The organism is Actinoalloteichus caeruleus DSM 43889, from assembly GCF_000429185.2.
Lineage (GTDB): Bacteria > Actinomycetota > Actinomycetes > Mycobacteriales > Pseudonocardiaceae > Actinoalloteichus_B > Actinoalloteichus_B caeruleus.
This window is the reverse complement of the sequence record NZ_AUBJ02000001.1, coordinates 4,417,111-4,429,492: the sequence shown is the minus strand read 5'-3', so window position 1 is coordinate 4,429,492 and position 12,382 is coordinate 4,417,111. Positions and strand designations below refer to the sequence as shown.

At 74.1% G+C, this 12,382-nt stretch carries 10 protein-coding genes; 3 read left to right on the top strand and 7 right to left on the bottom strand.

The features are described 5' to 3' along the window. Positions 1-46 precede the first annotated feature (46 nt). Positions 47-973 (bottom strand): LCP family protein, encoded by a 927-nt coding sequence (locus G443_RS17635; RefSeq protein WP_030104579.1) that lies wholly within the window; start codon positions 971-973, stop codon positions 47-49. Positions 974-1,592: 619 nt separating this feature from the next. Here G443_RS17635 and G443_RS17630 point away from each other — a divergent pair. Both G443_RS17630 and kynU read left to right on the top strand, forming a co-directional pair. Then, positions 1,593-2,429 carry a tryptophan 2,3-dioxygenase gene (locus G443_RS17630; RefSeq protein ID WP_026419649.1) on the top strand — a complete coding sequence of 279 codons (837 nt, stop codon included), beginning with the start codon at positions 1,593-1,595 and terminating at the stop codon, positions 2,427-2,429. A 5-nt stretch (positions 2,430-2,434) separates the two neighbouring features. Further along, positions 2,435-3,694, top strand: coding sequence for a kynureninase (gene kynU / locus G443_RS17625; protein ID WP_245588869.1), 1,260 nt, complete (start codon positions 2,435-2,437; stop codon positions 3,692-3,694). Between the two features lie 55 nt (positions 3,695-3,749). Here the strand turns inward: kynU and G443_RS17620 are convergent, their stop codons facing one another. Continuing rightward, positions 3,750-5,018 (bottom strand): hypothetical protein, encoded by a 1,269-nt coding sequence (locus G443_RS17620; RefSeq protein WP_026419651.1) that lies wholly within the window; start codon positions 5,016-5,018, stop codon positions 3,750-3,752. Between the two features lie 790 nt (positions 5,019-5,808). Here G443_RS17620 and G443_RS17615 point away from each other — a divergent pair. Further along, positions 5,809-6,426: a phosphoribosylanthranilate isomerase gene (locus G443_RS17615; protein ID WP_026419652.1), complete on the top strand. Its 618-nt coding sequence runs from the start codon at positions 5,809-5,811 to the stop codon at positions 6,424-6,426. 93 nt (positions 6,427-6,519) lie between these two features. On the opposite strand, the gene G443_RS17610 is transcribed toward G443_RS17615, so the two are convergent. The 5 genes from G443_RS17610 to G443_RS17590 form a co-directional block, all read right to left on the bottom strand. Then, positions 6,520-7,311, bottom strand: coding sequence for a cupin domain-containing protein (locus tag G443_RS17610; protein WP_245588870.1), 792 nt, complete (start codon positions 7,309-7,311; stop codon positions 6,520-6,522). Then, positions 7,308-8,414: a DUF6807 domain-containing protein gene (locus tag G443_RS17605; protein ID WP_245588871.1), complete on the bottom strand. Its 1,107-nt coding sequence runs from the start codon at positions 8,412-8,414 to the stop codon at positions 7,308-7,310. The genes G443_RS17610 and G443_RS17605 overlap by 4 nt, the downstream gene beginning before the upstream one ends. A 122-nt stretch (positions 8,415-8,536) precedes the next feature. Continuing rightward, complete coding sequence (locus G443_RS17600) at positions 8,537-9,625, bottom strand: Gfo/Idh/MocA family protein (protein ID WP_026419655.1); 1,089 nt, start codon at positions 9,623-9,625, stop codon at positions 8,537-8,539. Between the two features lie 206 nt (positions 9,626-9,831). Beyond that, entirely contained in the window at positions 9,832-11,256 is a 1,425-nt protein-coding gene (xylB, locus tag G443_RS17595) for a xylulokinase (protein WP_026419656.1), read from the bottom strand. After that, positions 11,253-12,320 (bottom strand): alcohol dehydrogenase catalytic domain-containing protein, encoded by a 1,068-nt coding sequence (locus tag G443_RS17590; RefSeq protein ID WP_030226646.1) that lies wholly within the window; start codon positions 12,318-12,320, stop codon positions 11,253-11,255. Before G443_RS17590 ends, xylB begins: the two co-directional genes overlap by 4 nt. Between the last annotated feature and the right edge of the window lie 62 nt (positions 12,321-12,382).

The window sequence follows — 12,382 nt, the reverse complement described above, 5'->3', positions numbered from 1 at the left end:
GTCCGGGCGGGGACTCGTCAGCGATCCCGCCCGGACGCCCTCGTCATCAGCCGCCCACCAGTTCCGGCGGCACGGGGCGGTCCTCGGCGAGTGCGCCGAACAGCTGCTGGCTCGCCGCCTGGTCCCACAGCACCACAGCCATGCCCCGCCGGCGCTCCATCGACCCGATGGGCACCGTGGTGCTCACCCCCTCGCCGGAGGAGAAACTCCGCATCGCCAGGGCGAGCCCACCCAGGTGCCAGAGGTGGTCCCCCTCGGACACGGTCAGCATCTCGGCACCGTTGGAGGCGAGGGGGAAGACCCGGAAGGGGTTGGCGAGCACGCCCGCGCTGGTGGCCCGGTCCATCAACGCGGAGAAGAACTCCTGCTGCCGCTCGACCCGGTCGAGGTCCGCCCGCGCACTCGCACGGGTCCGCACGTAGCCCAGGGCCTGGGCGCCGTCCAGTTCCTGGCACCCCGCCTCGATGTCCAGTCCGGCCAACGGGTCCCGCATCGGCTCGTCCGGGCACATCTCGACACCGCCGACCGCGTCGACGATCCCGGCGAACCCGGCGAACCCCACCTCCGCGTAGTGGTCGATGCGCAGGCCCGTGGCGCCTTCGACGGTCCGGACCAGCAGTTGGGGGCCGCCGAAGGCGAAGGCCGCGTTGATCCGGTTGTCGTCGTACCCCTCGATCGGCACATAGGAGTCACGGGGCAGCGAGACCATCGTGGGCGGGGTGTCGTTGTCGGGGACGTGGACCAGCATGATGGTGTCGGTCCGCCGCCCCGCCGCGTCCCCGGCGGCGAGGTCGGAACGCTGGTCGTCGTCCAGGCCCTCCCGGCTGTCCGAGCCCACGATCAGCCAGTTGGTGCCCGCCGTGCCGGCGGGACGGCCGGGGTAGTCGGCGAGGATCTCCTCGCGGTTCAACCGGGTGTCCAACCAGAAGACCAGGGCACCGAGGCCGACCACGAGGACCAGCAGGAGGACCATCAGCCGCCGGCCCCAGCGCGGCCGCCGGCGCGCCCGGCCCCTCGGCGGCGGATGGGCGGTGCTGGTGGCCCGGGGTCGGTCCGCGTCGCCGGGGCGGGGCCGTCCACCCCCCGGGCGCGGCGGAGGACGTCGACCGTGCGGAGGTTGGGGCATCATCGCCGTCCGGTCCGGCGGCGGCTGTCGCGGGGGTCGTCTCGGGGGCTGCCGCGGACCGTCCCACCTACCACTCATACGCCTCGCACCCGCTACATCTCGGAATTCGGGCCGGTCGGCCCCCACGGAGAGTAGACGCGCCTTGACGCGGGAGGTTGCGCCGCCGGCGGCACCAACCAGGCGGTGCTCCCCGTCGAGGTGGCACATCAAGCACCATCGGATGCGCGTTCCGGCCCAGCTCAGGCGCCGTACAGCCGGCCTCGACCGGTCGAGGCCCGGCCCGTGGGCTCCCGGGGGCAGTGGGCGCGCGCCCCACCCGGCACCGGTGGACGCGGCCGCGCCGCGAACGGCGGGTGAGTCGCGGCGCGGTCCTTCCGCTTTCTCCGTCCAGCGGGTGGAATTGGGCGGGCCCCGCGGCGACCCCGAGGCGGTCCGACACCGACGCCGACACCGACAGGAGGACCCCATGCCGGTCGACGACGAATCCGAACCGAGGCTCGACTTCGGCGGAGCCACCCCGTACGAGGACTACGTGCGCGCATCCGTGCTGACCAGCCTCCAGCAACCCCGCTCCGGCGACCCGGCCGAGATGGCGTTCCTGGTCACCACCCAGGTGATGGAGCTCTGGTTCCGCCTGCTGACGCACGAGTGGGACCACGCGAGACGGGCGCTCCGGGATGACGACGTGGTCACGGGCGTGACCTCGTTGCGGAGGAGCCTTCCGACCCTCGCGGCGCTGGTCGCCTCCTGGCAGCCGATCGCCTGGCTCACCCCGACCCAGTTCAACTCCTACCGGTCGGCGTTGGGCGAGGGGTCGGGTTTCCAGTCCGCGCAGTACCGGCACCTGGAGTTCGTGCTGGGAGACCGCTCGACGAACTTCCTCACCCCGCACCGGGCCGATCCGGTGGCCCACGCCAGCCTGGAACGGGAGCTGGCGACCCCGAGCCTGTACGACGAGGCCCTCCGGCTGCTGCACCGTCGCGGCCACCGCCTCCCCGCGTCGGTGCTCGACCGCGAGCCCTCGCTGCGCCACGAGCACACGGAGGCCGTCGAACGCGCCTGGGCCGACATCTACCGCGCGGAGGGCACGGCCGACGAGGAGCGAGATCTCCTCTCGCTCGGCGAGGTGCTCACCGACGTGGCGGAGGGGGTGTGGCGGTGGCGGCAGGACCACCTGATGGCGACCCGGCGGGCGATGGGTGACAAGACTGGTACCGGTGGCTCCTCGGGGGTCGCCTGGTTGACGAAGCGAGCGGCTCGGCCGGTGTTCCCCGAACTCTGGTCCGCGCGAGGAAGGGTGTGAGGCACGTGGTGCCACAGCGAGTGGCTGACGGCCGGGACACGTCGGTCGCGGGGCTGGCCGCACGGGCGGCCGCCGCGGACACGGCCGACCCGCTGGCCCACCTCCGCGACCAGTTCGACCTGGACGAGGAGCTCGTGTACCTCGACGGCAACTCGCTCGGGGCGCTTCCCACCTCGGTCCCGAGCCGCCTGCGCGAGGTCGTCGAGCAGGAGTGGGGCCGGGGCCTGATCCGGTCGTGGCGCGACGCCGGGTGGTGGGACGCCCCGGAACGGGTGGGGGACCGGATCGCACCGCTCGTCGGCGCGGCTCCCGGCCAGATCGTGGTGGGCGACTCCACGAGCATCAACGTGTTCCGCCTGACCGTCGCGGGGCTGCGGGCGGCGGTCGGGCGGGACCCGCGTCGAACCGAACTCCTCGTCGACGGGACCACGTTCCCCACGGACGGCTACCTCGCGGAGTCCGCGGCCCGGCTCACCGGGGCAACACTGGTGCCGTGCCACCCCTCGGAGCTCGTGGACCGCCTCGACGACCGCACCGGGCTGGTGCTGCTCAACCACGTCGACTACCGCACCGGCGAGTTGTGGGACCTCCCCGCGCTCACCGCCGCCGCCCGGGGAGCGGGCGCCCTGACCCTCTGGGACCTCTCGCACAGCGCGGGAGCCCTGCCGGTCGGACTGGACCGGGCCGAGGTCGACCTCGCCGTGGGCTGCGGCTACAAGTACCTGAACGGCGGCCCGGGCGCGCCGGCCTTCTGCTATGCCAGCTCCGACCTCCAGGACCGGCTCGACCAACCGCTGGCCGGCTGGTGCTCGCACGCCGACCCCTTCGGCATGGAGCCGGAGTACCGGGCGGCCAAGGGGGCGACCCGCCTCCGCACCGGTACGCCCGAGATCCTCTCCCTGCTCTCGCTCGACGCGGCGCTGGACGTGTGGGCGGACGTGGACCTCGCCGAGGTCCGGCGGAAGAGCCTGGCCCTCACCGACTTCTTCGTGTCCTGCCTCGACGCCCTGGCGCCACCGGGCTCGTTCCGCCTCCTGACGCCCCGTGAGGACGGACGACGCGGGAGCCAGGTGGCGTTGGAGTGCGACGACGCGCGGGCGGTGATGGCGACGCTGGAACGCCAGGGGGTCATCGGGGACCACCGCCCGCCGAACGTCTGCCGGTTCGGCTTCGCGCCGCTGTACACGCGGTTCGTCGACGCGCTCACCGCCGCCGACGCGCTCTCCACCTGTCTGCGGGCACGGGTCGGCATCGGTCGCGCCTGAGGTGAGGAACGGTCGCCGGACGCCCCGCCACGGGTGGCGGGTCCGGCGACCCCCTTCAGCGGCGCGACTTCGCCGGACGCCGAGACCGGGCGCGTGCGTTGCGGTTCTTCTTCGCCGACTGCGCGGCGAGCGACTTCCCGGGTTGTTGCCGCGCGGGCGGGGCGTCGTCGTCCCCCTCCTCGGCGGCCTCGTCCGTCACCGCGCCGGGGGCCTGGTCCCGGCTGGCGGGTCCCGTCGTGGCCCGGGCGGGGAGGTCCGCCGGCGGGAAGGCACCCACCGTTCCCTGCTCGGCCGGGGGTGTTGGGCGAGCATCCGAGGGCTGCCGCGACGGCCGGGCGGCGTCCCGGCGCTCCGGCAGGACGTGGACGCTGTCCGCCGCCTGGTCGAGCAGTCGCCGGGCCACCTCGAACTGGGCGAGCGCGGAACGCTGGGCGTCCCGGACCTCGTCCTCCCTGTCCTGGGCGTGGCGCAGTCGGTTCTCGACGTGGTCGTCGACCTGCCTGGTCCTGGCGTGGAGGCGTCGTTCGACCTCGGCCTCGTGCTCGCGCAGCCTCCGCGCCGCGTCGCTGCGCCGCTTGGCCATCGCGATCTCGAAGTCCTTCTCCACCTGGCGTCGCCTGGCGGCGGAGGAGGACTCGATGTGGGTGCACCTGCGGGTGGCCTCGGCGACCATCCCCTCCGCGGTCGCGGTCGCCTCCGCGACCATCCGCTCCGCGGTGGTGGTGGCCTCGGCCACCGTCTGCTCCGCGGCGGCCGTCGCGTCGGAGACCAGCTGTTCGGCCTTGGCCTTCGCGTCCGCGAGGACCGCCTCCGCCTCGGCCAACATGCCGGCGTACCGGCGTTCGTACTCCCTGGCCATGTCGGCGACACGGCGCTCGTAGTCCCGCTCGACCTGGCGGCGATGCTCCTCCTGGCCGGCGACGAGTCCTTCGTACTCGCGGCAGAGGTCGTCGCGTTCGCGCTCCGCCTCCGCCCTGCGGTTGACGACGTACTCGTCGGCCTGGGCCCGCAGCGCGTCCGCCTCGGACTCGGCCAGGGCGAGCATCCGCTGGAGGCGTTCACTCAGCGTCGCGGCGCTGACCGGCTCCTGGACCATGCGGTCGGCGGCCTCCCGCGCCTGGTCCAGGTCCCGCCGGGTGAGTTCCAGGCTGTTCCGTAAATCGGCGCACTGCGATAACGCGGCGTCCCGGTCGGCCGCGATTATGCGCAGGTCGCCCTCCAGCGACCGAACGTAATCCAGGACCTGGGTTCTGTGGAAACCGCGATAGACGACGTCGAAGGGCGGGTTGAGAGGGATCAGTTCTCCATCCTCTTCGCGCGCCATCGCACGATTCTAACACCGTCGACGATTCCCGTTGTGCCTCCACCGAGCGGAGCGACCGGAGCGGCCGGGGGCGGTCCGTCCCGGAGGAGTCACGACGCGACGACCAGGCGAGATCACGTCGCGATCACGGCAGAGCGGGCATCGGCCACATCGGGTGCGGTTCTGACGAATGATCCATAACCCGGCCGGGGGACCGCTCGGCCGACGACGGCCACCACCCGGGGCTCGAGCGATCGACTCACCGGTTCCCGGGCGGCCCGCCCCCGGAATGGGGGACACTCCACGGGATGTCGCGGTCGATCAGGTGTTCGAAGGCGACGGGCGCGTCGACGGCGCCCCTCCCCCACGCAGGGTGACGGCGTCCCGGCCCGGCACCGCGCCGAGCACGGGCGCGCCCATCCCGGCCACGGGGCGGCACGAGCCGAGGAGCGCGCGCCGCCCATTTCCGGAGAAGCGGCGTCCCGTTATCGAGAAAGGGCGGAGCGCGAAACGTGATCCGGTTCCGGCGGCGGCGGAAAACCCGCGACCGCTCGCCCGCCACGAGAACCCGCACGACTCCTCGACGGATTGTTCCCAGCCGGCGCGGGGACCTGCCCGACCCGTTTCCGCATCCCGTCGGCGGAGGTGTTTTCCGAGGAACGGGTCCGACCACGAATGGGGTTGGCATTCCCATTCCCGTCCGCTGGGGTGCGGGCCCCGCGACCGGGCGCCCCCGAGAGGACGGGTCCCCGGGATTCGGGAGCCGGACCGGGCGCCACCGGGTTCCGCCCGGTGGCACTAGGCTTGGGGGGTGTTCGTCAAGATCTGTGGGCTCACGACCGAGGCCGCGGTCGAGGTGGCGGTGTCCTCGGGAGCGGACGCGATCGGTTTCGTGTTGACCGAGAGCCCGCGCCAGCTCGCGCCCGGACGGGTGCGTGAGCTCGCCGAACTGGTTCCCCCCGAGGTGCTCACCGTCGGAGTGGTCCGGGGTGTGTCCGCAGCCGGTGCGCGCGCACTGGCGGTGGAGTCCGGGGTCGGCGCGCTCCAGCTCCACGGCGACTACCCGGCGTCGGCCTTCGACGAGGTGCGCGACCTCCCCGTTCGGCTGGTGCGGGCCGTGCCGATCGACTCGGTTCGCGGTGGTCCCGCCGACGGCGAGGAACCTCGGGCGGACCTGCTGCTGGTCGACTCCCCGGTCGCGGGCTCCGGCGAGAGCTGGGACTGGTCCCCGACCGACGCGGAACTCCTCGCGGGCCGGCGGTGGCTGCTCGCGGGTGGTCTTCGCCCCGGCAACGTCGGAACCGCCGTCCGGGTGCTCCGCCCCTGGGGTGTGGACGTCTCCAGCGGCGTGGAGCGCGAACGGGGTGTGAAGGACCACCTCCTGATCGAGGAGTTCGTCCGCGCGGCGCGCGCCGCCGCCACCGACTGACCTCGGGACCAGCGCGCGGCGGAGCACGCCCTACCGGCCCGGTCGCGGGGAGCGGCCGGAACGGGGCCGTCGCCCGCGCCCCGGCCGCCGGTCTCAGTCGCCGCCGCCCGCTACCACGGCTCCATCCAGGTCCCAGACCCGCAGCCGGCCGCACATCCCGTATCCGAGGGGCCCGGTCCTCGGGAGCACCGAACGCACCCGCGCGTCCCTGAGGTGGGGGCCGCGCCCGCTGGCCAGGTCCGCCAACGCGCGCCCGGTGTGATCCGCCTGGGCGGCCGCGCCCCGCTCCCACCTCGACCGCCACTCGTCGATCCTGGGCGCCACGAGGCGGGCCGCCGCGTCGTGCAGTGGCTCCAGCGCGCCAGGGCCCTCGGCGCGAACCCGCTCCCGCAGCTCCAGGTAACCGCTGACGGCGAGATCGCGGCGGGCGCGGGCGGCCAGCGCGGCGGGGCTGTCGAGGTCCTCGGGTCCCTCGTCGGGTGCCGGGGCGGGGATGCGGTGCGCGTCGGCGTACCGCGCCCCGTCCGCCAGCACCTCGGCGGGGAAGGTGAGGACCGCGTCACCTGCCTCCGGAAGCCCGGCGTTCTGCATGACGACGAGGATCTCCAGGTCACCACTGAGGTTGACCAGCCGGTGCACCGTCCCCGGGGTGAACCACAACAGGGTCCCCCTGGTCAGCGGGGTCTCCTGGTATCCATCGGCGCCGAGCGTCTCCAGCCGGCCCTCGCCGGACAGCACGACGTAGCCCTCGCTCGAGGCCGTGTGCAGGTGCGGCGACCCGCCCCGCCGGCCGTCCTCGGCCGGCCAGTCGTACACGCGGAGGTGGGAGACGGCCGTCGCGCCGGGGAAGCCCTCGGCGGACCCGGGCTCGATCCCGCCAGTCACCGCTGGCCCCCCTCGTCCGACGCGAGCGAGGCGAGCGCGCGGACCCCGGCCTCGGCCAGACGAGCGCAGCCGTCCTGTCCCCGGTCCCCGTCCGCGATCACGACGGCGTAGCGCAGGGTGAGCGCCGCCCCCGGGTCGAGGTCGACTTCGGTGGAGAAGAAGGGAGCGGGGCAGACCGCCGCGAAGGGGTCCGACCGGAGGAACCACCGGGTGGGCCCGCCGGCCCCGGTGGCCGCCGCGTTGGACTCGTCGTCGACGAAGGTGAGCGTCGACCACCTGCCGTGGTCGTCGTGTTGGCCGACGAACGCCGCCCACGGCGCCCGTTCGCCCATGAGTTCGTCGGCTCCGGTGGTGCCGGGCAGCTCGATGCGCCCACCCGTGAAGGATCGGGGCCCCCGCCAGAAGAAACCGCCGTAGCCCGCGTTCTCCCTGCCCTTGGTGGTGGGGCTGCCGAAGGCCACGGCCTCGGCTCCGAGGTTGGTCATCGTCGACTCGAAGGCCAGCGCCCAGGCGTCGACCTCCGGAGCGAGCCCGACCGCGAAGCGGCGGTGTTCGGCGATCCTCGGCACGCCCTGTTGGGTGTGCCAGCGCAGCGCCTCCTCGACGACGGCGGTGCCCCGGGTGAGCTCGGCCCGGGCGAAGCCCTCGTGGTCCATCGACCCGTCGTTGTCCAGCTGCTGGTAACCGCTGCCCGTCACGTAGGTGGGGCCGCCCCAGAAGTTGTCCTCGCCGACGTGCGGCAGTGACCAGGCGATGCCCCGGTGCCACACGTGGTCGTGCGGGCGGAACAGGCTGACCAGGTCACCGCCGAGCGTCCGCAGCGGGTGGAAGAACGGTCGGGGGGACTCCAGTTGGACGTCCCAGGGCCGGTAGACGTAGCGGACGATCTCCCGACCGTCCACGGTCACCTGGAGCGAGCGCTCCGCGTCGTGGTGGAGGCCGAGGCCGGCCGGGGCTGGTTCTGTCGAGGTGGGCAGTGGCCGGTGTCCGGAGGCAGGTTGCTCCGGACGGGGGCTGGCGTACTCGGTGCGCACGGACGGCTCGCCTCCGCTGGTCGGGTCGGTGCTCTCGGGGTTCGGGTCCGGGGTCCCGGGGGCGGTCATCACCCGGGGAACGCTCTGGTCCGCTGGTGCCGGGGTGCCGGGTGCCGGGTGGCGGTCCGCACGGACGCGCTCGCCCCGCGCCAGACCCCTCTCGGGACGGATGTCAGGTGGACAACGCTTTCCTAGGGAGCTGGCCACGGCACCGCGCCACCGCTCATCCGGCCGTGGAAGGGGTGGCCGTCGGTGATCTCGCCCCGGCGGACCGGCGTGCCGGTGAAGGACGAGGCGTAGATCGCGGCCACCAGTTCCAGGGTGGACCGCGAGTCGGCGGCCGACACGGGGAGCGGCAGGCCGCCCTCGTGGGCCGTCAGCAGCGCGTCGAACTGGGCGCGGTGCCCACTGGCCACGTCCTCGTCCCCGGTGTCCCACGCCGCGCGCACCTCCGCCTCCCGCCCCGGCGCCGGGGTGACCCGCCAGTCCTGGTCCTGGTACCCGTACAGGTGCTCCACCTCGACGGTCGCGTGTTCGAGGTCGAACCGCAGGTAGCTCGTCTCCCTGGGCGACAGCAGCGAGTTCACCACGGTGGCCACGGCACCGTTCTCGAAGCGCACGAGGGCGCAGGACACGTCCTCGGTGGCCGTGGGGCGCGCCTTCCGGTCGGCGACGGCGGTGACCTCGGCCCACTCGCCCAGCACGGAGAGCAGGAGGTCCATCTGGTGGATGCCGTGGCCCATCGTGGGACCACCGCCCTCGATCTCCCAGTTCCCGCGCCACGGCACCGCGAAGTACTCGTCAGGCCGATACCAGAGCGTGTGGCAGACCGCCACGAGCGGCCTGCCGAGGTCACCGGCCTCGACCAGGCGGCGCAGCCGCAGCGCGGCGCTGCCGAAGCGGTGTTGGAAGACGGTGGCGAACCGGGCCCCGCCGGCCCGCTCGGCGGCCAGGATGTCGTCGAGTTCGGCCAGCGAGAGGGTCGGGGGTTTCTCGCACAGCACCGGGACACCCGCCGACAGGCAGGCGATGGCCTGCTGGTGGTGCGCCCCAGGGGGCGTGCAGAGGTGGACGAGGTCGGGTGCCGCCTCCCGCAACGCCGTGGCCAGGTCGGTGTACCGGTTCTCGATGCCCCACCGCTCGGCGAACTCGTCGAGCCGCCCCTGGTCCACGTCGACCGCGGCGACCAGTTCCGCACGCTCGGCCAGCCCGCTGAGCCCGTCGGCATGGGCGTGGGCGATGCCCCCCGTGCCGACGATGGCGATACGCGTTCGTCCCATCGTTCCTTTGTTTCACACCGACGTGGGAACGGACCGACCACGGCGGGACACGCGGCCGGTGCCGGCCACGAGCGGCGCGCCGGCGGCCCGGTTCCGCCGCGCCCGCCCGCGCCCGGAGCCGCTGGAACGAACGTCCCGGTGCCGCGGGTGGCCGACACCGCGACGGTCCCGAACCCGCATCGGCCCACCACCCGGGGTGCGCGAGGTCAACCGACCTGGGGCAGCACCTTGTCCCGGGCGGCGGCGTACCGTTCCCGCACCTGGGGAGCGGCGTCCTCCTCGTAACCGAGGGTGTCACCGATGGACCACTCCGGCGGCTCCGTGCCGCCCGAGAGCAGCCACGCGGCCTGCCGCGCCGCGCCGTCGGCCACGTACTCGCCGGGAGCGGGCACCACCACGGGACGTCCGAGCAGCGCCGAGGCGATGCGGCACACGGCCTCCGACCGCGCGCCCCCACCCACCAGGAGGACCCGGTCACAGCGGACCCCCTGGGCGATGAGGGCGTCGAGCCCGTCGGCCAGGCCGCAGAGCATGCCCTCGATCGCGGCCCTGGCCAGGTGCGCGGCCGTGGAGGTGCGCAGGGTCAGGCCGTGCACCGAACCGGTGGCGTCCGGGCGGTCCGGGGTGCGCTCTCCCTCCAGGTAGGGGACGACGACGAGCCCGTCGCTGCCCGCCGGGGCGGACAGCGCGAGGCGCCCCAGTTCGTCCAGGGTGACCCCGAGGGTGCCGGCGACGGCGTCGAGCACCCGGGCGGCGTTGAGGGTGCAGACCAGGGGGAGGTGCCGACCGGTGGCGTCGGCGAACCCGGCGACGATGCCGCTGGGGTCGGCGACGGCGTTGTCGGCGACCGCGAACACGGTGCCGGAGGTGCCGATCGAGATGACGACGTCACCGGGGCGCGCGCCGACACCGAGACCGGCGGCCGCGTTGTCTCCAGCGCCGGCCCCCAGGGCCGCCCCGGTCGGCGTGCTGCCCGCCGTGTCCCTCGGCCCCAGCACCGCCGGCAGCACCGCGTCGTGCCCGAGGCCGAGGGTGAGCAGGTCGCGCCGGTACTCCCCGGTCGTGGCCGACCAGTACCCGGTACCGCTGGCGTCGCTGCGGTCGGTGGTGAGGGTCTCGATCCCGGCGGCGCCGGCCAGTTTCCAGGTGAGCCAGTCGTGGGGGAGCGCGACCGCCGCGGTCCGTTCGGCCGCCGCCGGCTCGTTGCGCGCCAACCAGCGCAGCTTCGTCACGGTGAAGGAGGAGACCGGGACCACCCCGACCGCCTCGGCCCAGGCCCGGTCGCCGGCACCGTCCGCGCCCAGTTCGGCGCGGAGGTCGAGCGCGGCCTGACCGGAACGGGTGTCGTTCCAGAGCAGGGCGGGCCGGACGACCTCCCCCGCCTCGTCGAGGCACACCATGCCGTGCTGCTGGGCCCCCACCGAGAGCGCCTGGACGTCGTCCAGCCCTCCCGCCTGGTCCACCGCCTCGCCTAAGGCCCCCCACCACAGGGCGGGGTCGATCTCCGTCCCGTCCGGGTGGCTCGCCCGCCCCTGCCGGACGAGCTCCCCGGTGTCGGCGTCCCGCACCACCACCTTGCAGGACTGGGTGGACGAGTCGATGCCGGCGACCAGCGTGCGCTGCTCGGTCATGCCTGTTCTCCTGCTCGGTCGGAGGTGGTTGGTGCCGACGCCCGGGAGAGCCCTCCGGGGCTGACCACGGACTTGAGTGCGGTCGGGTCCCGGCGGGCGGAGAGGAGCGCGTCCTCCACGCCGTCGAGGTCGAACCGGCCGGTGACCAGGTCGTCGAGCTCGACGGCTCCCGAGGACGCGAGAGCGATCGCGGCGGGGTACGCGTGGGCGTACCGGAAGGTGCCGGTGATCCACAGTTCCCTGGCCTGGATCAGGTCGAGCGGCAAGGTCACCGTGGCGCCCATCCCGACCAGGACGACGGTGCCGGCCGGTGCGGCGCGCCGCACCGACCACTCGACCGCGCGGGCAGCCCCGCTGCACTCGAGCACCACCTCGGCGGGTGCCACGTCCGCGTCGGGTTCCTCCGCCACGTTCAGCACCTGGTGGGCGCCGAGGCGGGCGGCCACCCGCAGCCGGTGCTCGTTGACGTCGGTGACGGTCACCCGGCCGGCGCCCCTGGCCAGCGCGACCTGGGCGCACAGCAGTCCGACGGGCCCGGCTCCGCTGACCAGGACGCTCTGCCCCGGCTCCACCCGGGCCTTGGCGGTGGCGTGGACGGCCACGGCCAGCGGCTCGATCAGGGCGGCGGCCTCGTCGGACAACCCGTCGGGCACCGGGTGGGCCCGACGGGCGTCGACGACCACGTACTCGGCGAAGGCGCCGTCCACCGGGGGCGTCGCGAAGAAGACCACGTTGGGGCACAGGTTGTAGCGGCCCCGCGCGCACTGCTCGCAACGGTCGCAGGTGCTCTGCGGTTCCAGTGCCACCCGCTGGCCCACCTCCGGTCCGAGGACCTCCGGGCCGAGTCGGACCACGGTTCCGGAGGCCTCGTGGCCGAGGACCAGCGGCGAGTCGACGACGAAGTCCCCGATCCTGCCGTGTTCGTAGTAGTGGACGTCGGAACCGCAGACGCCGACGGCGGCGACCCGGACCAGGACCTGCCCCACTCCCGGTTCCGGTACCTCCCGCTCCTCGGTCCTGACATGACCGACGCGGTCCAGGACGGCCACGCGCTGCCTGGTCATCTTCACCCCCGTGCTCGGTGTGGCGCGCCCAGCCGGCCGCGCCACACCCAGGGCGTCTCGGG

Bases quoted from the DNA above. Each gene is read 5' to 3' on its own strand.
- G443_RS17635 (WP_030104579.1), bottom strand. From the start codon at position 973: ATGGTCCTCCTGCTGGTCCTCGTGGTCGGCCTCGGTGCCCTGGTCTTC.
- G443_RS17630 (WP_026419649.1), top strand. From the start codon at position 1,593: ATGCCGGTCGACGACGAATCCGAACCGAGGCTCGACTTCGGCGGAGCC.
- G443_RS17620 (WP_026419651.1), bottom strand. From the start codon at position 5,018: ATGGCGCGCGAAGAGGATGGAGAACTGATCCCTCTCAACCCGCCCTTC.
- G443_RS17605 (WP_245588871.1), bottom strand. From the start codon at position 8,414: ATGACCGCCCCCGGGACCCCGGACCCGAACCCCGAGAGCACCGACCCG.
- G443_RS17600 (WP_026419655.1), bottom strand. From the start codon at position 9,625: ATGGGACGAACGCGTATCGCCATCGTCGGCACGGGGGGCATCGCCCAC.
- xylB (WP_026419656.1), bottom strand. From the start codon at position 11,256: ATGACCGAGCAGCGCACGCTGGTCGCCGGCATCGACTCGTCCACCCAG.
- G443_RS17590 (WP_030226646.1), bottom strand. From the start codon at position 12,320: ATGACCAGGCAGCGCGTGGCCGTCCTGGACCGCGTCGGTCATGTCAGG.